Annotated in this window: 16 protein-coding genes; 11 read left to right on the top strand and 5 right to left on the bottom strand. The window is 50.9% G+C overall.

Annotated features, from left to right (window positions below; all coding sequences use genetic code 11):
* The 8 genes from ACUVQO_RS07840 to ACUVQO_RS07805 all read left to right on the top strand — a co-directional run.
* On the top strand, positions 1-804 hold an 804-nt coding region (locus ACUVQO_RS07840), incomplete at its 5' end, for a DUF7507 domain-containing protein (RefSeq protein WP_445925330.1).
* Position 805: 1 nt separating this feature from the next.
* Positions 806-4,726 (top strand): hypothetical protein, encoded by a 3,921-nt coding sequence (locus tag ACUVQO_RS07835; protein WP_445925329.1) that lies wholly within the window; start codon positions 806-808, stop codon positions 4,724-4,726.
* Between the two features lie 38 nt (positions 4,727-4,764).
* Positions 4,765-6,828, top strand: coding sequence for an OmpA family protein (locus tag ACUVQO_RS07830; RefSeq protein ID WP_445925328.1), 2,064 nt, complete (start codon positions 4,765-4,767; stop codon positions 6,826-6,828).
* Between the two features lie 78 nt (positions 6,829-6,906).
* Positions 6,907-7,206, top strand: coding sequence for a hypothetical protein (locus ACUVQO_RS07825; protein WP_445925327.1), 300 nt, complete (start codon positions 6,907-6,909; stop codon positions 7,204-7,206).
* A 36-nt stretch (positions 7,207-7,242) separates the two neighbouring features.
* On the top strand, positions 7,243-8,673 hold the full coding sequence (locus ACUVQO_RS07820; RefSeq protein ID WP_445925326.1) for a hypothetical protein: 1,431 nt from the start codon (positions 7,243-7,245) through the stop codon (positions 8,671-8,673).
* Positions 8,673-9,275, top strand: a complete 603-nt coding sequence (locus ACUVQO_RS07815; RefSeq protein ID WP_445925325.1) for a pseudouridine synthase — start codon at positions 8,673-8,675, stop codon at positions 9,273-9,275. The genes ACUVQO_RS07820 and ACUVQO_RS07815 overlap by 1 nt, the downstream gene beginning before the upstream one ends.
* 523 nt (positions 9,276-9,798) lie before the next feature.
* The gene (locus ACUVQO_RS07810) at positions 9,799-11,928 is read left to right on the top strand and encodes a serine/threonine phosphatase (RefSeq protein WP_445925324.1); all 2,130 of its coding nucleotides are present in this window, start codon (positions 9,799-9,801) and stop codon (positions 11,926-11,928) included.
* A 42-nt stretch (positions 11,929-11,970) separates the two neighbouring features.
* Positions 11,971-13,284, top strand: a complete 1,314-nt coding sequence (locus tag ACUVQO_RS07805; protein WP_445925323.1) for a protein kinase domain-containing protein — start codon at positions 11,971-11,973, stop codon at positions 13,282-13,284.
* A 26-nt stretch (positions 13,285-13,310) separates the two neighbouring features.
* Here ACUVQO_RS07805 and ACUVQO_RS07800 read toward each other — a convergent pair whose 3' ends face one another.
* The 4 genes from ACUVQO_RS07800 to cobJ all read right to left on the bottom strand — a co-directional run bounded on the left by ACUVQO_RS07800 (position 13,311) and on the right by cobJ (position 17,713).
* Positions 13,311-13,532, bottom strand: coding sequence for a DUF4327 family protein (locus tag ACUVQO_RS07800; RefSeq protein WP_445925322.1), 222 nt, complete (start codon positions 13,530-13,532; stop codon positions 13,311-13,313).
* A 299-nt stretch (positions 13,533-13,831) separates the two neighbouring features.
* Positions 13,832-14,986: a 5-(carboxyamino)imidazole ribonucleotide synthase gene (locus ACUVQO_RS07795; protein WP_445925321.1), complete on the bottom strand. Its 1,155-nt coding sequence runs from the start codon at positions 14,984-14,986 to the stop codon at positions 13,832-13,834.
* A 79-nt stretch (positions 14,987-15,065) separates the two neighbouring features.
* Complete coding sequence (locus ACUVQO_RS07790) at positions 15,066-15,617, bottom strand: pentapeptide repeat-containing protein (protein ID WP_445925320.1); 552 nt, start codon at positions 15,615-15,617, stop codon at positions 15,066-15,068.
* 23 nt (positions 15,618-15,640) lie between these two features.
* Entirely contained in the window at positions 15,641-17,713 is a 2,073-nt protein-coding gene (gene cobJ / locus ACUVQO_RS07785; protein ID WP_445925319.1) for a precorrin-3B C(17)-methyltransferase, read from the bottom strand.
* A gap of 147 nt (positions 17,714-17,860) precedes the next feature.
* Here cobJ and ACUVQO_RS07780 point away from each other — a divergent pair, with 147 nt between their 5' ends.
* Both ACUVQO_RS07780 and ACUVQO_RS07775 read left to right on the top strand, forming a co-directional pair.
* Complete coding sequence (locus ACUVQO_RS07780; protein ID WP_445925318.1) at positions 17,861-18,229, top strand: hypothetical protein; 369 nt, start codon at positions 17,861-17,863, stop codon at positions 18,227-18,229.
* Between the two features lie 360 nt (positions 18,230-18,589).
* Positions 18,590-18,817, top strand: a complete 228-nt coding sequence (locus ACUVQO_RS07775) for a hypothetical protein (RefSeq protein WP_445925317.1) — start codon at positions 18,590-18,592, stop codon at positions 18,815-18,817.
* A 146-nt stretch (positions 18,818-18,963) separates the two neighbouring features.
* Here ACUVQO_RS07775 and ACUVQO_RS07770 read toward each other — a convergent pair whose 3' ends face one another.
* Complete coding sequence (locus ACUVQO_RS07770; RefSeq protein WP_445925316.1) at positions 18,964-19,563, bottom strand: superoxide dismutase; 600 nt, start codon at positions 19,561-19,563, stop codon at positions 18,964-18,966.
* 329 nt (positions 19,564-19,892) lie between these two features.
* On the opposite strand from ACUVQO_RS07770, the gene ACUVQO_RS07765 reads away from it, so the two are divergent.
* On the top strand, positions 19,893-21,326 hold the full coding sequence (locus ACUVQO_RS07765) for a DUF1565 domain-containing protein (protein WP_445925315.1): 1,434 nt from the start codon (positions 19,893-19,895) through the stop codon (positions 21,324-21,326).
* The last annotated feature ends 342 nt before the right edge of the window (positions 21,327-21,668 follow it).

Genomic DNA, 21,668 nt, shown 5'->3' with positions numbered 1-21,668 from the left:
CAGACGGTGCAATCGAATAACACAACGGTGCCTCTAATCGCTGAACGACTGGAGATCGTCAAAGTGGGCGATCGCAGTGCTGCCGAGCCAGGTGATACGGTCAGCTATCGCCTGCTGATCAAAAACACGGGAAGTAGTACGTTGAATAACCTGGTGGTAACCGATACCCTACCTCTGGGCTTGAAATACGTGAATAACTCGTCTCGGGCATCGCTCAACACATCGGGAGGATCCGATACTCCGGTGTCACTCTCAGGCACCACGGTGAACGGACAGGTAATTACCTTTACTTACCCAAGCCTCGCACCTCAACAAACTTTAACAATTGTTTACGCAGCATTGGTGACTCCGGATGCTGTTCGTGGATCAGGGCAGAACTTAGCTGTAGCTAGAGCCACCAATCCGGCAGGTGGAATTGTTAGTAGTAATCCAGCAACCCATCTGCTCCGCATTCGTCCCGGCATTTTGTCCGATTGTGGCACGATTATTGGCCGTGTGTTTGTGGATAAGAACTTTGATGGTGAGCAGCAGCCAGGTGAGCCAGGTGTTCCCAATGCCGTGATTTACATGGATGATGGCAACCGGGTAGTGACTGATGCCAACGGTTTATTCTCCGTGCCTTTCATACTGGCTGGCCAGCGGGCCGGAACCCTTGATCTGACAAGTCTTCCGGGATACACTCTGGCTCCTAACCTGTACCGAATTGAGGGGAACAGCCCATCGCGAATGGTCAAGTTAGCTCCCGGGGGCATGGCGCGAATGAATTTTGCGGTTACGCCAAGCTTTAGGGAGGGACAGCGGTAGTATGCAGATTTATTCCATAACTGGACTCAGTGCCCTGACGACCCTGGTGGGCGCACTAGGTGTCATATCTACGGTCTATGCGGCGGATCCCACTCCGGCCACTCCCACCCAAGCGGCTCAGAAAACGGCATCCTCATTTCATCAGGGGCAACCTCTGGAATTCAAACTCTCAGAGACGACCCTATTGCCAGGGCTGGAAGGCCGCTCTGAATCAGGTAAAACGATCGCTGATCGCGGTGTTTCTCGCTCTGCTGATGTCCTCAAGCCGCAGCCACCCACCATTCAGGCCGAACCTGTTGCTGAGTCACGAGTTGATTCTCAGCCTGTAGCTTCCACCCCATCTCCACAACTCTCTCCCCTAACTCAGGCTCCAGCAACAACGACGGGAGATCTGCAAATTCTGAGTCCCAAACAGACAATAACGTCCCAGAAATTCACAGATTTGGTGATCCGTTATCCCACAGGTGCCAAGGTCGAGGTGACGGTCAACCAGCAACCCTTGATCTCGGATGTCGCGACTCAAACCCAGGACGATCCAGCCACCGGCCAAACTACCCAAGTCTGGTATCGCATTCCCTTACAACGAGGGGAGAACACGCTGACCGTTCGGATTCCAGGAGGTACCCCCAGCAGCATTACCGTTAAGGTGCAGGAAACAGCAGCCAAAATTGAATTTCTTCCAATTAAGGAAGGGCGTGTTCCGGCAGATGGACGATCGGCTCTGACAGTTGAAGGGCAGATCCTGGATGAAGCAGGCCAGCCTGTGCAAAAAGATACAGTGGTCACATTGACAGCCAGTGCAGGTAAATTTGCCGGTGCCGACTACGACAAAGATCGTCCTGGTTTTCAAGTCCTGGCTAGGGGAGGCAAGTTCAGAGCACAGCTGCAGTCAGGTCTGCAGCCCCAAATGGTAAAGATTCGGGCAGCGGTAGACCGCAAAGAATTAGTAACTCAGGAGGAGAAAAAGCGACCTAGCAATATTCCTTATCCAGAAATTAACTTGCCTCCCCATCTGCTGTCTCCTAATCCGGATATCCGCGAGTTAGAAACCTATACTCAGGCAGAATTCATTACCAACTTACGGCCCTTCATTCTCGCAGGCCAGGTGAATCTGCGGTTTGGGCAGGCTGGGCTGGATTTCTACAACCGCTTTCGGGACTTCCTGCGCCCCAGCTTAATTGATCAGGGCTATCGAGTTGATTTCAGTACTGCCGCCTTTGCCACCGGGCGGATTGGGGAATGGCTGGTTACAGGAGCGTTTAACAACCAGCGATCGCTCAACGAAGATTGCTCTGGAGCCGTGCGCTTGTTCCGGCAGTCGCAGTTTTGTGAGCAGCCCTATCCAGTCTATGGAGATAGCTCAACAATTGACTTCCTCACGCCTTCTATTGACAGCGTTTACTTCAAGATCGAACGCACTTCACCCGTATTTGGGGCCGGAACCGACTACCTGATGTGGGGGGACTATAGCACTCAAGAATTTGCCAGAGCCTCCCAGTTTTATACGGCCACCACACGGGAGTTGCATGGGCTAAAGGCCAACTATAACCTGGGCGATTTACAGATTACTTTTGCCTTTGCCAACAACGTCTATGCGTTTCAACGCGATACAATTGCCCCGAATGGCACCAGTGGCTATTACTACCTCTCTCGTCGCTTAGTCATCGGTGGCAGTGAAAACATTTTTATTGAAACCCAGGAATTCGATCGCCCCGGTACGGTGATTGAGCGTAAACCACTCTACCGGGGGCCGGATTACGAGATTGACTACGAGCGTGGGGCCATTCTCTTCCGACGCAATATCAATGCCCTGGAATTTGATCCCTTTGGGCGTACCCTGCGGCGGCAAATTGTCGTCACCTATCAATACGATGGTGCGGGTGGGGATGGCGGTAAACTTTACGCCGGACGAGTACAATACAACTTCTCCCGCGAACTAAACCGCGAATCCTGGGCCGGATTTACCTACCTCAGGGAAGATCAGGGGGCACAGCAATTTGAACTCTATGGGGGCGATTTGCTGGTGTCGCTAGGCAAGGATGCCCAGATTATTGGGGAAGTGGCACATTCCAGCTTTGATTCCATTTTCCAGGGTAATCAACGTGGCAATGCCTACCGTTTTGAAGCCTTTGGGACGATCGTCCCTGGCGTGTTTGCACGGGCCTTTTACCGCTCGGTTGAAGAAGGCTTTACCAACAACGCCTCGGCCAGCTTTACTCCTGGACAAACCCGCTATGGGGCCGAAGTCGCAGCTAAGCTGACCCCTAGCACTCAGGCGCTGGTGCAGTTCGATCGGGAAATTAATTTCGGCAATACCCCTGCCATCACCGGAATTACCTCCATCATCAACGCTGGCTTTGGCGATTTATTTAATCCCACCCCAGAATCAACTCCGGGAACCCGAATCAGCAACAGCCTGACTACCTTCCGTGCTGGGGTATCCCAAAAGGTGGGGCCAGTTGAATTGGGACTCGACTACCGTCGCCTTTCTCGCCAGGATCGCAACTTCAGCGGACGTTTAGAAGCAGATTCCAACCAGATCATCTCCCGACTTACCTATCCCATCCTGAGCAACCTGATCTTCCGGGCACAGGATGAACGCAATCTCGGTGATTCTGACCCGCTTTATTCCAACCGGACAACCGTAGGTTTGGATTGGTTGCCCTCCCCAGATGTCACCGTTCGGTTAGCTCAACAATTTATTGGCCGTACCAGCGAACCCAGCACCAATTCGTTCACCAGTCTGGATATCCTGTCTAACAAACGGATCACAGATGACTTCACCTACACCAGCCGCTATACAATCCTGGGCGGTGCCAATGGTTGGTCAACCCAATCAGCTTTTGGCTTGAATTACGGAGTGCGGATCGCGCCAGGAGTACGCTTAAATGCAGGCTATGAGCGTGTGGCCGTCAGTGTGTTACCGTTTACCCAGGCTGGACAACAGTTCCTGCAACCCGTTGCTGTGGGCCAGAGTTCTGCTTCTCTGGGTCTGGCAGCTTACACCAGCTACAGCATTGGTTTGGACTATACCGACAACCCAAATTTCAAAGCTAGCGGTCGCTTCGAGTTTCGGGACGGCGACGGGAGCAACGATACGATGGTGATTTCGGCTGGGGCTGCGGGCAAACTCTCTCCGGCATTGACGGCCTTGACCCGCTATCAGCAGGGTAACTTTGCCAACCAACTGCTAGTCGATAGTGGGCTGGCAGACACCATCAATCTGAGAGTCGGGCTAGCGTATCGCAATCCTTACGATGACAAATTCAATGCTCTGTTGAGCTATGAGTTCCGCCAGAATCCCAGCATTATTCCTGACACGCTGCTGTTTGGCAGTGGCACTGGCTCCAAAGTCCATCTCGTAGCCCTGGAAATGTTGTACGCCCCCAACTTCCGCTGGGAGTTCTACGGCAAGTTTGCGTGGCGGAATACGACTTCCTACCTGGCGCGAGATCTGCTGGGAACGAATGCCATTACCCTGGGACAGGTGCGAGCCGCCTACCGCTTTGGCTACCGCTGGGATGTGGCGGCAGAAGCCCGCTGGATTGGGCAATCGTTGGTGGACTACAACGAAGTGGGATTAGCCGCGGAGTTGGGGTACTACATTACTCCCAGTCTGCGTTTTGCGCTGGGCTATAACTTTGGCAAAGCCAACGATCGCGACTTTAACCGCACGAAAGATGGGGTATATGTCAACCTGTCGCTGAAGCTGGATCAGTTGCTGGGTGGCTTTGGCGTGCGCTTACCCGACTACAAGGTGGCTCCTCCTCAGCAGCAAGAATCAGTGGTTCAACCTGTGGCAAGTCAGTCTACCGAGACACAGTCCACGGCTACTCCCACCACCTCCTCACCCATTTTGCCTGCCCAACTATCTGAACAACCCTCGGCCACACCGCCAGAATCAGGGGATCCCACGAAATGAAGAAGCATCCATTCCTATTCAGCACCTCCCTGCTGCTTGTGACGACTAGCCCTGCGGCCCTGGCTCAAACTTCTCTAACTGCACTGGTTCAGCCCTTTCGGGTAATCGTCAACAGCAATCAGGACACCATCCAGCCAGACAATCAAATAACTTTGCGAGAAGCGATCGCATTGGCCACTGGTCTCCTATCTCCTGACAAGCTGACAGAGGAGGAGAAAAAGCAAGTCAGTCCAGCCAGTCGGTTTGCCATTGAATTTAACCTGCCTGCCGATCAGACCACCATTCGGCTCAATGAGACCCTGCCACCGCTGACTGTGGATGGTATGGCGATCGATGGAACCACTCAACCTGGGTATGAAACTCGCTCAATTATTAATGAACTGCCAATGGCAGTACCCATTGTGGCGATTACTCCAGCCGAGGGTAAAGAAGTCTTCCGGGGACTGAGCGTTGAAGCGAACAATATTACGATTCGTGGTTTGAGCCTCTATGGGTTCACCTCAAATCATCGGAATACAGCTTCTACTCCTCCTGCTGATATCTTTATTGCTCATCGGTTTCCCCCGCCCGACATTCGGAAACAGCCCACTCCGGCAAATTTTTCTCCCTTTTACTCGGACGACTTCCCCGCCCGGAGAACGGTCATTGAAAATAACTGGTTGGGCATTCCCCCTTCCCCGGATGGGGCAGCTCGGATTCAAAGTGGCAATCGCTCTGCCTTTGGCGTATCTGTGTTTAACGGCGAGGGGACGGTGATTCGTCGCAACTGGATTGCCGACCATGAAGGCAGTGCAATTATCACTTCTGTCGATGCCTCAAAGATGGAAGTCACTGAGAACGTAATTATTGGGAACGGGGTGGCTGGAATGCTGGATGCCATTCGGTTAGAAGGTCAGGTGAACGACAGCCAGATCACGGGAAATGTAATCTGTGCCAATGACGGTAGCGGTGTTTACCTGTTTAAGCCGTCAGGAGCCGTACAAATTCGGGATAACCAGATCACTTATAACGGCAGACGACTCCGCAGGGCAGCAGTTTATCTAATGGGAAATAACCATCAGGTGACGGGCAACCAGATCAGCTATCAAGCTGGGCCTGGTGTTGTTGTGGGAGCCTATCCCCAAAGTCAACGCAATCGGATTGAGTCCAACCGCTTTATGGGACTGGAGGGACTGAGCATTGATCTGGTTACTCAAAATGATGTCGGTGTGTTTGCTTATCAGAAGGGGGATGGCCCCAATCCTCCCGGCAATGATTTTTTCCGGCGTTTAGAAACGGGGAATGCGGCCATTAACGCGCCCCAGTTTGTGACTCAAGATTTTGTGGCTCTCAGTACCTCACCGACTGATCCAACCCAGGTCGCGCCAGTACAAATCTATGGTAAAGCCGATCCAGGTACCAAAGTGGAACTGTATCGGGTAACGGGCAATCAGGATGGCTACGGCAATTTAACCCAACCCATTACCACCGTGGATGTGGATGAAAAGGGCAACTTTACAGCAACCCTCAGCGATTTGAAAGCAGGGGAACGGATCAGCGCGATCGCCACCAATCCCCTTTATGGCACTTCAGAGCCTGCCCCCAGTGCCTTGATTCAACCGCTAAATGCTACAGAATCCACTTCCCCTGCTGCTCAGCCACCCTCTTCCGTTCCCCGGTGCGTGACCGCCTCGCCCCCTCCGCCTGAACCTGTTACACCACCTGAACCCATCATTCTCACGGTGCCTAAGAATGTTCACTTTGCGTTAGATAAGGATTTCATCAGTCCGGCCAGTGCGCGGGTGCTGGATCGGGTGGCGCAGGTGTTGCAGGAAAATCCCACCATCATTATTGAAATTCAGGGTCACACGGATTCGCGTGCCAGTGACGCCTACAACTTAGATTTGGGTGCAAAGCGGGCACGCAATGTCCGCAACTATTTACTGAAAAAAGGAATTGCCAATGAACGGATGACCATTCGATCGTTTGGTGAACGCAGACCCATCTCTCCAGGCCAAACCAAACTGGACTATGCTCGCGATCGTCGGGTGGAAATTGATTACAAGGATGCCCGCAATATTGAAGTCGTCGTTCAGGAAGAAGATCTTCAGATCGAACGATAACCCCCTCTAGCCCTGGTTTTTCTTTGTGTGGTTGCCTGCTCTGCGAGGAGATGCGATGAACCGTTCTTAAAAGCTTGTGTGGCTTTCGGCATTTCCGGCCTCCTGGTAGGCACTCCGTTAATCTGGCCTCAGCTACCTGCTGAAGCTCAAGTTTTTCTTAACACCAATAACCAGGGTTGCCCTACAGGAACCCGCGATGCCCCAGTTAACTTTGTTCGGAATGGAAATTTCGCCACTACTCCTGGTGGGACGGGAACTCTTCCCCCAAACAATCCTGCTCAGTTCACGAGCACACTCCCTTATCGGGGAGACTTTCTATACCCGGATGATTTTGGTACTAATGGTTCCCCTGCCCTCGGCGGTCTTTCGATTCAGTGAGGAGCCATCAATTACCTGAACGAGATCGTCAATGGCTTGCCCTTTCCTGGTGACCCCAGGTTTGATGTTCCAGCCTCCGATACCTATCTTTACTCCAACCCCAATGCCTCAGCAGCTAACCCTATAGGTCCGGGAGCAGAAGGCTCAGCATTTCCCAACCCGATTATTTGGGAGCAGGTGATCACGGGTGTATCTCCAAACGCTGTCTACAATTTCACTGCCTATTTCTTTAATTTGCTCGCGCTTGGCGCTCCCGGTGTGGATCCTATCATTCTCGAACAGGTTGGCCCTGTAGGAGGAACTGCCGCAGATTTTCAGCCACCAGCTTCTACGCCAGGATTACAAATTGCTGAGCGGCAGACGTGGCTTGGGCCAACGAACCGAGTTGCGTCCTTGTTCCGTATCTTACCAGGACAAACATCCCTGCAACTGCGCATCATTGATCAGGCCAACGACATTATTGGCGATGACTTTGGGATGACAGCGATCGCGTTCCGAGAGTGTATTCCCACCCTGAGTGTGACTAAGGTTGCGGGAACCCCCCAGCAGAATTCCGATGGGACATTCACTATTCCTTACACCGTTAGCGTCACCAATAGTGCTCCCGCCAATAGTGCTACTCTGGATTTTGGGCCAGCGTTCATTGTCAGTAATCTGCAACTGACTGAAAATTTGAATGTCGTCTTTACTGGAGCCACCCTGCAATCAGTCACTAATGTTCCAAGCCCTACCCTGACGATTAACCCAGCGTTTAACGGCACCAGTGATACCAATCTGCTCGCGCCAGGAAATACTTTGGCACCTTCCACAACAGCCACAGTCACCTTTAACGTGATCGTTACACCCGGCACAGGTACGAATGGACAGGGGCCATTTGAGAATCAGGTCATAGCGAGTGGCACCAGTCAGGGTAACACGCCGCTCACTCCTCCCCTAGCCAGGGCACGAGTGAGATTACCTGGGATAGAAGGGGGCGGCAATCCACAATTTGTCTTGGTCAAGCGAATTACTGGGGTTACTCGCAATGGTAGTTCCTTACCAGGGGCTAATTTTGGTGCATTTATCAATGATCTCAATAATACAAATGATGATGACCCAGCCTGGACACAGTTTCCGCCTGTCGGTCTGATTAATGTCAGTCCCAGCACGCCTCTGCAGAGTGGAGATCTGGTGACCTATACCGTTTACTTCCTCTCCAATGGTCAGAGTCCGGCGATCGACACCAACATCTGCGATCCGATTCCCCCTGGAACGACATTAGTTTCGAATACGAATCAGATTCAGATCGAGAATGAGGCTCTCAGGCCAAGTGGTGCTGTATTCACGCCCCTCGCTCCCTTGCCTGCCAACAACTCCTGTTCAGATCAAAGCAATCCGAACGGATCTCTTATTTTTAACTTGGGTAATGTGACCGATACGCCGACCAACAATATTGGATTTGTGCGGTTTCAGGTCAGAATTAATTAATGAACGTCTCTGATTCCTCACCTTACCGCTACCTATTGTTTTACAAACCCTATAACGTTCTCTGCCAATTTACAGACGATAGCCCAACCGCTGCTCAACGGCAAACCTTGAAAGATTACATTCCCATTCCAGAAGTTTATCCGGTGGGTCGGTTGGATCAGGACAGTGAAGGGTTGCTGCTACTGACCAATCACGGTCAACTGCAACATCGCCTCAGTGACCCCAAATTTCGTCACCCCCGAACCTATTGGGTACAGGTAGAACGCATTCCCGACGCAGCGGCGATCCACCAGTTACAGCAGGGAGTTGTAATTCAAGGGTATAAGACCCGTCCTGCTCAAGTAGTTCTGCTAACGCAGGCACCAGATTTACCGCCTCGCGATCCTCCCATCCGGTTCCGCAAGACAGTTCCTACCGCCTGGTTATCCATTACCCTCACTGAGGGACGGAATCGTCAGGTTCGTAGGATGACGGCAGCCGTGGGATTTCCAACCTTGCGGTTAGTACGTAGCCAAATCGGTAATCTCAGTCTTACGGGGCTACAACCGGGGAAATGGCGCGATTTGACTCCCTCAGAGTTGCGTTATTTGAAATCTCTCTGAAAACTTTAGCCGTTAACGATGAGATGATTTAGGACCGACTAAAGTATGCAGTACCTTTAGTTAGCAATTTTAAAGTACTAGTTTAAAAAACTCCTGTTCAAGACCAGAAACGCTGTTCTCCTGAGACAAGCATCCTGGGTTTGAGGAGGGTCAAGTTAAACTTTGTCCCGGTCTGGAACCGGAGTTTCTCTGGCTGGAAAGCGACCGTTCTCTAGCTGGACTTGGTTTCTTTAAACCCTTTCCAAGTCCAGCAACAGAGTTTCTCTTGTGGGAAAACTCCTATTCTCTAGCTAGACTTGGTTTAATTTAAGTTGATAATTTCCTGAGACTTGCCGTTCATGCTTGAAAAATTCAAATAACCTGTAACCAGACGAGGGAGTTGGCGAATTCTGCTTATATAGGCTAAACTCGCTTACCCTACTGTTTCCCCTTAAGCAATCAGGTGTGATGTCGGGTTGATAGGATCGTGAAGGTCTGTGCCAATATATACGAAGCTGACCTCCGGGATTTAAGGAATTCCACCATGCTTGTCTGTCCTCAGTGCCAGTTTGAAAATCCTTCGACAAACAAGTTTTGTCAGCAATGTGGCACTTCTCTGACCCACAATACATGCCCTAACTGCGGCCATCTGGTGAACTTTAATCAGGCTAACTGTGACGCTTGTGGAGCGATCGCAGGAGTAATCTGGTGGGCAATTATCAGCAGTGTCTCTCCACTGGGAAACGAAGTTAGCCCCGATCGGCCTTTAGTCGCTGGGTTAGACGGTTATTTAGATTTACAGCAACGCTATCAGTTATTGCATCCCCTCTCGCCCCCCAATGTTTGGGGCGAAACCCAGGGACAGGTGCTGGACTGCCAACCGTTTCAACTCTCATTGCTAGAAGTACTGGTATTAGGAAAACCGGATGGTCTGGGAGAGATGGATGTGCCGCTGGAAGTGGATATCGCGGCGCAGATGGAAGGCTGGTCAGATTCTTTGGATGCGCTGGCGATTCCCACGATCGCTCAACCGTATGTGGCGCTCAGTAATCAGTTTTATCAGGCCATTCCAGCCATTCATAATGCCTGGGAGTGGAATGGGCAGGCTGTTCTGCTTCTGGAAGACCGTTCTGGCTTACCCTGCCTGACCGATCTCTGGTGTCATCAGCAAGTCACTGTTCCCTTGTTGCAGGTTTTGCAATGGTTCTATGAAATGGTCGATCTATGGGAGGCCCTGGAAACCTGGAACTGTCAGCAAAGTCTAGTAATGATGAGCAACCTGCGAGTAGAAGCGGAAGACCATACTTTGTGTTTACAACGCTTGTATCCTACGCCAGCCAGTACTACACTGACCTGGCAAGATCTGGGCCGCATCTGGAAGGCTCTGCTGGCAGAGTCTCAAAGTACTTGCATTGAAGCGATGACTCAACTGCTGGCGGATATGGAAGAGAAGCAGTTAACAACAGGAGATGAGATTAGATCACGGATTGAAGCGATCGCTCAGACCATTCAACCAGATCCCTTAATTCCTGCTTCTGAAGCGGAGATCACCCACCGATGGGAGGATGAGTTAGCTACAGACGATGGGGATTTCGATCCAGAGAGTTGCAATAATTTTGCGATCGACCGTGTTGAGATCAATAGTGCTGGGATGACTAGTACAGACAGTCCAGATGGTAGAACCACGGCTGATCTGGGGTCTGCCGATATGAGTGTAACCAATCTGGCTACCCGGTTAGAACCGCCAGTCTTTAAATCTGACTCGCAACCGAATGAAACCCAGACGGATACCGACGAAGTACCGACGATCGTTCTGCCGATGCAACTCTTTAGCCTGGAAGAAGTAGGACGCACGGATGTAGGCCGTCAACGCGACCACAATGAAGATTACTTTGGGATTGAAACCCAAAACACTAAATTAGAAAGCCCGTCTGGAAAGACGCTCCATGCCCGTAATTTATATATTCTGTGCGATGGTATGGGAGGTCATGCGGGAGGTGAAGTAGCCAGTGCCCTGGCGGTAGATACCCTGCGTAAGTTTTTTCAAGAGCAGTGGCAGTGTCAGGCTTTTCCAGAGTCCAACTCCGGAGGATTACCCGATGCGGCCCTCCTGCATGAAGCCGTGCAGGCAGCAAATCAAGCCATTTACAATGTGAATCAGCAGAACGCCCGTTCTGGGAGCGGTCGCATGGGAACCACGCTGGTGATTGTGCTGATTCACGATACACAAGTTGCGGTTGCCCATGTGGGAGATAGCCGCCTGTATCGTTACACCCGTAAGCGGGGATTAGAACAAGTCACGGTTGATCACGAGGTCGGCCAGCGGGAAATTCAGCGCGGCGTAGATCCAGAGATTGCCTATTCCCGCCCCGATGCATATCAGTTAACTCAAGCTCTGGGGCCACGGGATGGGAATTTTGTCAGGCCAGATGTACAGTTTTTTGAGCTAAACGAAGATATGCTGTTGCTGCTCTGCTCGGATGGCCTATCTGACAATGACTTACTGGAAAAACATTGGGAAACACATGTGCAACCTTTGCTCAGTTCGCAAACGAATTTAGACAAGGGAGTCAGTGAGTTGATTGAACTGGCAAATCGATACAATGGTCACGACAACATTACAGCAATCGTGATTCGGGCCAAAGTACGTCCTAGTTTAGAGCACTTAAAGTAACGGCCACATCCAGTTGCCATTCCCAGGGGCAGTCCGCCAGCAATGCTTATTGTGACCCTTTTGCATCCTCAAAACTTAACTCCGATCAGGCAGTGGCGCTTTGAACAGGAGCAGGTGGTTCGCATTGGTCGTGCTCCGGGCAATCAGATCATTCTCAACGACCCGGTTGTCTCTCGCTTTCATCTTGAACTGCATCAGGTTCCCCCTGATCAAAACGGTGAACCATCACCCTGCTGGGAATTGGTTAACTTTAGCGTTAATGGCACCTTTTTAGAGGGACAGGCGATCGTTCAGAAGCAATTGACTCAAGATATGCTGGTGCAACTGGCCAAAGGCGGGCCACTGCTGCGATTTCAGGTGCAACTTACCCCAGCCATAAGCAACTTACCTGCCTCTGGGCCAGTTTCTGCGCCGCCAGTCAAGGTCAGCGAACCGCACCCTGTCGCGGTCTCCCCTATCGTGGTTCCGGAGGCAGCTCCGACTCACTGTACCCATACCGGAAACCCTCCTGAAAACCTATTTTGTATTCACTGTGGGCAACCCGTTTGGGTGGAAAAAACCATCCGACAGTATCAGGTGTTGCGAGTTTTGGGCCGCGGCGGTATGGGAACCACCTACCTAGTCTGGAACCCGACGGGCGTTCCCAGACCCGTTGGTTTATCCCAGGGTAGACTGCAGGTGCTTAAGGAAATGAACGCGGACATTGCCCGGATTCCCAAGGCCCAGGAGCTATTTGAGCGGGAAGCCAGCACGCTGAAATCCTTAAGCCATCCCGGTATTCCTCGCTATTATGACTTTTTTATTGAGGATGATAAGAAATACCTGGTGATGGAACTGGTGCATGGGTTGGATCTAGAAAAGCGGGTGCGCCGACAAGGATCTGTTACACCCCGGCAGGGCGTTGATTGGATGATCCAAACCTGCGAAGTATTGAATTATCTGCACAGCCGTCCGACTCCTATTATTCATCGAGATATTAAGCCAGGAAATTTACTGGTTCGCAATCTAGACAATCGTATCGTTGTGCTTGACTTTGGAGCCGTAAAAGCAGTCGGGGCACCAACCGGAACTCGCATCGGGGCAGAAGGCTATAGTGCTCCCGAACAGGTACAGGGACGACCCGTAATTCAGTCTGACCTGTATGCGATCGGCGCCACCCTGATCTATCTCCTAGCAGGAAAAAGCCCGCAGCGTTTTCTGCAACCCGTTAAACAAACTTACCGCTTGAACTTGGAAGGCGTTAGCACAATCCCAGCCTCCATCCAAGCGGTAATTATGAAAGCTACCGCACCGGAAATCAGCGATCGCTATCAAACGGCAAAAGAACTGATGCGGGCACTGCGCGGCTGTTTGTAGCTGAATTTATCCAACAAACCAATTTATTATTCTTCCTCATCCCAGCTTTCAACGGCCAGCAGATCACTAACGGGATCTTGCATGGTGAAGTCGTAAGCTAGCAGTTCTTGTTTCCAAAAGCTCCAATCGTCCCCATAGAGGAAGGCGATTTTCCAGATACTGTCAGTAGGTCGCAGCAGTTTGGAGTCAACGAGCGATCGTACTTGACGCTGCAACTTAGCCATCGGGTGAATAACCTGTTGGGTCATACCTTCTTTGATCATGAACTCAATTTTGCAAATTTTTTGAACATTACTATCCCAGAAGCCCTTCTAAAAATTCAGTAAAGGCAATGCAATATTGCAAATTCTTAATCTTTTCAGGGGCTTCTCCAGGCAACCAATCACCGCTTCTGGACAGAGATGATGCTGTTGCAATTACGCTGAAGCAGCGATTCCAGCTATCGATATTAGCACACTCCTATCCTATGGCAAGCGTTTTCAAAAAAAGCCTAAGAAATAGCGGAGATTACCGAACCAAAGAGGCAGGAATCCTTTAATTTCCACACCTAATTTCCGTACCAAATAGATTCAATTTGTTGTGCGATCGCCAACTCCCTTGCCTGCACCTGAGTGGGATCCTTCAGTGTTTCGTCATCTAGTAGCACGGTGACATGGCCCAATTTGCGGCCCGGACGAGACTCCATTTTGTCATACCAGTAAACATGAGCCTGGGGAATCGCAGCCAAACGTTCGCGATGGGCCTGGTAATCCCGATAGGACGTTTCATACCCCAACAGGTTCACCATCACTGCTCCCCGACATCGCAAGGCTGGACTACCCAATGGCAATCCACAAACAGCCCGCAGTTGCTGCTCAAACTGGGAGGTGTCACAGGCATCTAGGGTGTAATGACCAGAATTATGGGTACGGGGAGCAATCTCGTTGACCAGCACATCGCCTGACTGGGTGAGAAATAACTCAATGCCAAAAATTCCCACCACTTGCAAATTGGTTAATAAGCGTTCAGCGATCGTCGTGATCTGGTTCACCACGGCTTCATCCACGACAGCTGGGACAAAGACCCGATGACAGACCTGATTCTTTTGTTCGGTTTCTACCACCGGATAGACCACGATCGTCCCATCTACGGAACGAGCCGCCATCACCGCTAATTCCCGCTCAAAAGGGACAAACTCTTCCAAAATCAGCGGCACATCCGCTAACCGGCCAACCAGGGGTTCCAGGTCTGCCGCTGTTTTGACAACGAAAGTCCCCTGGCCGTCATACCCATGCCGCCGAGTTTTTAGTACCAGTGGATAGTGAAGAGCAGGCAAGGCTTGAACCTCCGCGATCGTCATTGCCGTAAAGTCGGGGGTGGGCAACCCCAAGTGCTTCAGGTAAGAGCGCTGATGGTATTTATCGAGCAACGGCTCCAGGGCAGTTAAAGCAGGACGGAAACATATGCCCTGTGCGGCGAGTGAAGTCAGGGCTGGTAAGTCAACAAACTCATTTTCAAACGTAATCACATCCGATCGGGATGCCAGTTTTGCCGTGGCCTTGGCATCAGCAATGGGAGCCAGAATCGTTTCACTAGCGATCGCCACCGCTGGATCAGTTTTCTCAGGCGTTTGCACAATCAGATCAATCCCTAATTTGGCCGCTGCATCCGCCATCATCCAGGCTAATTGTCCCCCACCAATAATTCCTACCCGTTGCAACATCACGCCTTCTCTTGAAACTTTGATGCGTTACGGCTACCGCCTGACACATCCTACAGACTTTGATGTTATCTCTGATTCCTTAAGAACGACATCCTAAGGATTCTCGTGTAGACACCCCAGTTTGGGCGTTGACTCCGCTGGCAACCCGACAGAGTTGACGGATTTGTGCTCCATCCAGGATTGCCTCACTGAAATCGGCTCCGGTAATGTCCACGGCTTCAAACGTCGATCGCAGCAGAATAGCATTCGTCAAGATAGCGTTTCGTAAATCGGTACGTACCATCTGGACCTGATCTAACATGGCTTGAGTCAGGTTTGCTCCCTGCAAGTTGGTTTCAGTCATTGTAGAAGCACTCATCACTGCTCCCGTCAGATCTGCATTTGTGAAATTAGCTCGATTTAAATTGGCATTGGAAAATTCTGCAACTCTTAAGACTTGTCCCGAAAAATCATGATCGGCCAATTCGGCATTGCTGTAAGATGGTGGTGGTGCATACTGACTAGAAAATTTGCTTCCCGATACTGCCGCCTGAACTGGCATTGCCCAGCCGACCAGAAACAGAAGGAGCAGGCCAATTGCAAGCAGAGATTTGAGGTTTGAGATTTGAGATTTGGGTTGAATAAGCAACATCCGGTTTGCCGATCGATGTCTTTTCAGTGTACTAAGTCCTCCCCATTAAATCCCAGATATCCCCTGGGAGTAATCATCCAGTTGGCATAGGTGCGCGTGCTCTGATTACCAATCAAAACCGTAGTCAACATATCGATCGGGCATGTGAGCAGTTCAGCAAGGGTGGTTAAGGTAATATGTTCATCCGGGCGGTAGGCCGATCGCACCAGCGCAATGGGAGTCAGAGGATCGCGATATTGCAAAAAGATGCGTTGGGCGATCGCAATTTGTTCCACACGAGTTTTAGATTTGGGATTGTAGAGCGCTACAACAAAATCTGCTTGAGCCGCTGCGGTTAACCGTTTTTCAATCACCTCCCAGGGAGTTAGCAAATCACTCAGACTGATTGCACAAAAGTCGTGCATCAGGGGTGCGCCAACCCGGGAAGCCGCGGCCTGGAGGGCAGTAATCCCGGGAAAAACCTGAACCACAGGAGTCTTGCCATCCCAATTCTGCGCCCGCAATTGTTCCATCACCAGTCCGGCCATCCCGTAAATACCACAGTCTCCTGAAGACACCACGGCGACAGTCAACCCCCAATTGGCCAGAGCGATCGCTCGTTCGGCCCGTTGTCGCTCCTGAGTAATCGGTAAGGTTTCCACAATTTGACCCGGACGGCAGAGGGGGCGGATCAAGTCGATATACAGAGAATATCCAATGACAGCATCAGCCTGGGCGATCGCGGTTTGAGCAGCGGGGGTCATTTGCTCCAACTGTCCTGGTCCTGTTCCCACCAACCAGAGTTTTCCAGTCCGTCCGGTATATTCCCGTTCCGCCTGAGCAACAGCCAGGGTGACGGCTCCAGGTTGGTTTTCCAGACGGAAGACTTGTTTGGGAATCAGGAGGGAGGGGGGGGAGTGGGGATTGGGGATTGGGGTAGAGACGCGATTAACAACCACATCGGTACAAGATTGGAAATCCTGGATAGCTCGGAGGGCGGCAGCTTCGGCAACGCTGGGAGTACCCACTTCGGTTTCGACGATCAAGGAAGGAGTAGGAACAGGAATGGTTCGCAGAATTGCAGCAGGGTAACACCGTAACGGAAAGGCACGATCGCGGCAAAACTCTACCAGCCCAACTTCATTAGCTTTCAAATCAATCGTGGCAATTCCGGCGATCGCGGCCTCTGCCAACCCATGCTGCTGAAAGATTTGCTGGATAGCACCTTCAATGACCTGTCGAGAAGTACCTCGTTCACAACCAATGCCCACCCAGAGGACACGAGGATGCCAGTGGATAGTGGGGAGGTGGCGATCGAGGGTCAGCGATTGGCAATCGGGAGGTGGGGAAGAAGGAAGTGGGGTGAGCCGGGCAGTAATCCAGATGGCAGCTTGCAGAGCCTCGTTCCCAATCTCCGATCGCCAATTTCCAAGCCCCATTTCCCGATCGCCCCATTCCGCCAATACCAATGGATGCCCAGCAGGTAAATGATCTTGCCATAAGGTTGTCCCTGCTTCCTGGATCACTTGCACTGGAGCTTGACGAGCGATCGCAGCACTCACCCCTGTCCAATCACCCTCGCCCTTGACCCAACCAAACGGCAGGCCAATGACATCGATTCCAGGAAGACCCAGACTGTTACTCGCTCCGGTCAGGATGGGAGTGGCACCAAGCTGGAGAGCCAGTAAACGAGAAAGACGATCGCTGCCACCCTGATGCCCTCCCGTCAGACTGATTACGAATTGTCCGGCCTCATCCAATACGACGACAGCGGGATCGGAGGCTTTGTCTTGCAGTAAGGGGGCAATTAAGCGAACAACGGCTCCACTTGCCAGACAAAATACAAAACTGCGGTGGGAGGCCCAAAGGCTGGCCAGATGGGCTTTCAATGAGCCGGAATAGGAGCGCAGGGATGGTTCCGTGACAGGTTGCAGGCGATCGCGGAGAGCTTCAGGTACCCACAGGGTAGCAGTCTGGCTGGGCAAGCTTCTTTGCAGGAGTTGCACGCCAAGGGGTGTTGTAGCGATCGCTGCGATCGGTTGAAAGTCCTGAAAAATCAAGGTTGACGTGAAACGATGGTGCGAAACAATCTTGCCATGAATAGTGATTTTTATCACTGCTAATCAGCACTCAAATCATGCCAGCCGAAGCCTTAGCTCATCGGTTGTCAACCGCAAAATATCACAGGATTCCGCCCCAAATGTTTAGCCTTTGCGTTGTAGTCCTAATTTAGAAGAATTAAGCCCCCGTAAGGAATACCAATTATGCAACTCTTCAATACTGCTGCAACCACCCCGTTCACGGATTCCTCTTCTCTCAATCCAAATGCCTCTGCCCTGCTATCTCCTCAAGCAGCTTATGGCTTTTCTGATTCCTTGCAGCAAATGCGCCGTGCCAGTTGTAACACCTCCGCCAAAGCGGGTGCCTACCATGCGGACTTTGACGGCAATAGCATGACCGATTTGCTCTGGTACAACAACCAGACGGGTGAGCTGAGAGCCTGGTTAATGAAGGGTGCTGATGTTCCCACTGTGGCCTATACGGCACTGTTACTTCAGGCTCTGGCTGGACTTTGCAAGGCTATGGAGACTTTAATGGTGACAGCAAAACCGATCTGTTCTGGTAGAACCTGAACACTGGCGAAACCGGCGCTTGGTTGATGAATGGCTCCGATGCTCCAACCAAAGTCTCCTATGGCACTGTGACTCCGGGTTTGGTTGGGTACTGCAAGGGATGGGCGACTTATCAGGCAATGGCAAAACGGATCTGTTCTGGTACAACCAGCAAACCGGGGATACCACAGCCTGGATGCTGGATGAGACGAGTTGTTCTGCCCAAATGTCCTTGGGTACTTTATCGCCCCAAAACGGATGGAACTTTGAGGGACTGGCCGATGTTAACGGAAATGGCAAAGCGGACGTGATCTGGTACAACAAGCACACGGGTGAAACTCAAACCTGGATGATGAATGGCACCACTACAGCGGATTGCACATGCAACAGCAAAACACATCATCCTATTGGGATCTGCAGGCAATGGGCGATTTCACTGGCAAGGGGAAGATGGATCTGTTCTGGCGCGACTATGGGATGTTTAGCGACAAAACCCAGGTTTGGTCGCTGAACAGCCATAACAGCTATGCCACCAAATCTGCTGGGACAGCAACTGCCGATTGGCAAGTAGTGGCTATGGATCAAATGACGGGACGCTACTTGGGATAAAAACTTTGCAGTAGATCAAGTTGATTATCCCTGATTAAGAAAGCCACGATCGCACAGCACCTCCAGGCTAAATTGCCAGATTTTACCAGTGATCGCGGCTCTTTTTCCCGTTGAGGGCTAAGCTAGATAATTCTCAGAAGATGGTTCTAAGAGGCCAGGTTTTGGGCAACAAAGTCCCAGTTCACCAGGCGATCCAGGAAGTTTTTGATGAAGGCAGGACGAGCATTGCGGAAGTCAATGTAGTAGGCGTGTTCCCAAACATCCAGAGTCAGCAAGGGTTTCTGTCCTTCGGCGATTGGGTCAACAGCGTTAGGAGTTTTGGTCACTTTTAGGGTGCCATTGTCTTCCACTAACCAGGCCCAACCGCTGCCAAATTGGGTTGCTGCGGCATTGGAGAACTCTTCCTTGAACTTGTCGAAGCTCCCAAAGCCCTGATCAATTCGGGCAGCCAATTCTCCGGTAGGAGCACCACCACCACCTGGCTTCATACAGTTCCAGAAGAAGGTATGATTCCAAACCTGAGCCGCGTTATTAAAAATGCCTTGCTTAGCGGAATCCTTGTAGGTGACTTTGATCACTTCTTCCAGTGGCATATTCGCCAGGTCAGTGCCTTCTGTCAGCTTATTGAGGTTATCCACATAAGCTTTGTGGTGTTTGCCATAGTGATACTCAAAGGTCTCGGCTTTCATGCCGTATGGCTCTAGAGCATCCATTGCGTAGGGGAGGGGAGGCTGTTCAAATGCCATAGGTTCTTCTCTCTACTTAGTTTGTGGGTTAAAGTCTAAAGCCTATCTGCCCAGCCTTAATCTGAATTAGTGTTTAAATTCGGATTAAAGCGAGTAGCCTGGATAGAAACAGAAGTTAACAGATAAATTTTACCTCTCAAGAGTTCAATTCAAAAAGCAGTGGCATGACTTTCGTGCATACAGCTTCCTCATAAACGGTTTGAGGAACTCTAAAACCTTAACTACATCTATAGACTATCGGAGGACATGGCTCTTCTGGTCTTCCTTAAGAGGTAAATGTCTGGTGCAGAGTTTAATGGAATTGCGATTGCGTCTGGATTTCGCTGGGTATGAAACGGTATTTGCCAATTTGGTTCGCCATAAGCTGGGTATTCCTGGGACTCACGGGCTGCGATCGACGGGGCAATTTAGTCAGCGAGACTCGTTGCAATAGTGCGATCGCAGAAGTCACTAACACCTGGCGCGTGACCTACTACACCAACCGAACTCATCTGAATCCTAATAATGTGCGGGTTGAAGAATTTGGCAAGACTCAACTGACTAATCGCAATGGGGAAAAACCAGTTAATGCCGCTTCTGGGCCAAATGAGGATGGGGTATGGTTTCCGGCCCTTCCCCCTGAACCCACTCCAGAAGAGATCGAAAATCAGCGCCAGTTTGGTGAGCGGTACAACCCGCCTGAACTAAACCGCAATGTAAAATTTACTCTGCAATGTACAGTGGGCGATTTAGCTGCCGATGGAGCGATTTATCGGCAGGCGATCGTGGCTCTGCGGGTCAGCAGAAATTTCCGCGTGAGTTATAGCATGGGTCAAGTTCTGCAAGTGCTGACTCCTTCAGCAGAAGAAAAAACAGCCACCAAGCGGAACTCTGCCATGCCAGATCAGGAACCCGCTGAAGTCGGTCGCCCCCTGCCCGAACCCTCGTCACCCGTGGTGTATGTAGATCCTGTGATGGGAAATGATCGGGCGATCGGCTCCGAATCCCAACCCTTAAAAACCATTACTCAAGCATTAAAAACGGTTCAAGCGGGAGCGATCATCCAACTGCGCCCAGGTTTGTACAGTGCCGAAAGTGATGAGGTGTTTCCGCTGCAGATTAAACCCGGTGTCACCCTCCGAGGAGATGTCCAGGCGCAGGGGAGGGGCATTCAAATTACGGGAGGTGGCAAGTTTCTTAGTCCCACTTGGGCCGGACAAAGTGTGGTTATCGTTGCAGCAGGCGATGCCCGAATTGAAGGTGTGAGCGTCACCAATCCCAACACTCGCGGCACGGGTATCTGGGTTGAGGTGGGTTCCCCAATCATTGAACACAGTACGTTTATGGGGAACAATCGGGAAGCCATCTTTGTTTCTGGGAGTGCTGCTCCCAAAATTCGCAGCAATATCATTGATCAAAATGGCGGCAATGGCATCTCCTTTACCCGTGATAGTAGTGGTATAGCAGATAGCAATATCATCCGTAACAGTGGGTTTGGGGTGTCGATTACTGAACGGGCCACGCCTCGCCTGGTGAAAAATCAAATTACTCAAAATAAAGATGGCGTGGTGCTATCGGGAGAAACCCAACCCCTGTTGCGCTACAACACGATCGAGAACAATGCCCGCGATGGGATCGTGATCACAAGCACCGCTGAACCAACCCTCAAGCAAAATACCTTCAATGGCAATGGTCAGTACGATGTGCATAATGCCACCAGCAAACCTGTGAAGGTAGAAGAGGCTCAGTTAGCGGAATTGAAAGTGAAGGGGCGAGTAAATTGACTGGCAAGTAAGTTCATGAGATGCAAGCTTCTCCACATTATGGAGTGGATAAATAAAAATATCTGAGTCAACTCCAATTAGCTTTTTGATGTTGTAAATCATCTCTTCGCTCTAACAAATTAGTCATTCAATCTTTTGGGCTTGGAGGTATTATTGTTCTTATACGAGGTCTTTGATTTGAATTATTTGGAGGAGATAGGTACAACTTTGGACACTCAGCACCACGTGCTATTTCTAAACTAGGCGTACCTAGCTGTATATTGATCTGAGTTTCTAAAGCACAATTACTTGAATTAGGCATACACGCTTTTGTAAAGTGAATGCCAGGTAGAAGTGATGTTT

The sequence above is a fragment of the Leptodesmis sp. genome (assembly GCF_052746595.1).
This window is presented reverse-complemented; position numbering and strand designations above follow the sequence as displayed.

What these genes read in the sequence shown, in the direction of transcription:
- ACUVQO_RS07810 (WP_445925324.1), top strand. Translation starts at nt 9,799, where the DNA reads ATGCTTGTCTGTCCTCAGTGCCAGTTTGAAAATCCTTCGACAAACAAG.
- ACUVQO_RS07780 (WP_445925318.1), top strand. Translation starts at nt 17,861, where the DNA reads ATGCAACTCTTCAATACTGCTGCAACCACCCCGTTCACGGATTCCTCT.
- ACUVQO_RS07800 (WP_445925322.1), bottom strand. Translation starts at nt 13,532, where the DNA reads ATGACCCAACAGGTTATTCACCCGATGGCTAAGTTGCAGCGTCAAGTA.
- ACUVQO_RS07775 (WP_445925317.1), top strand. Translation starts at nt 18,590, where the DNA reads ATGCAACAGCAAAACACATCATCCTATTGGGATCTGCAGGCAATGGGC.
- ACUVQO_RS07835 (WP_445925329.1), top strand. Translation starts at nt 806, where the DNA reads ATGCAGATTTATTCCATAACTGGACTCAGTGCCCTGACGACCCTGGTG.
- ACUVQO_RS07790 (WP_445925320.1), bottom strand. Translation starts at nt 15,617, where the DNA reads ATGTTGCTTATTCAACCCAAATCTCAAATCTCAAACCTCAAATCTCTG.
- ACUVQO_RS07805 (WP_445925323.1), top strand. Translation starts at nt 11,971, where the DNA reads ATGCTTATTGTGACCCTTTTGCATCCTCAAAACTTAACTCCGATCAGG.
- ACUVQO_RS07815 (WP_445925325.1), top strand. Translation starts at nt 8,673, where the DNA reads ATGAACGTCTCTGATTCCTCACCTTACCGCTACCTATTGTTTTACAAA.
- ACUVQO_RS07770 (WP_445925316.1), bottom strand. Translation starts at nt 19,563, where the DNA reads ATGGCATTTGAACAGCCTCCCCTCCCCTACGCAATGGATGCTCTAGAG.
- ACUVQO_RS07765 (WP_445925315.1), top strand. Translation starts at nt 19,893, where the DNA reads ATGAAACGGTATTTGCCAATTTGGTTCGCCATAAGCTGGGTATTCCTG.
- ACUVQO_RS07795 (WP_445925321.1), bottom strand. Translation starts at nt 14,986, where the DNA reads ATGTTGCAACGGGTAGGAATTATTGGTGGGGGACAATTAGCCTGGATG.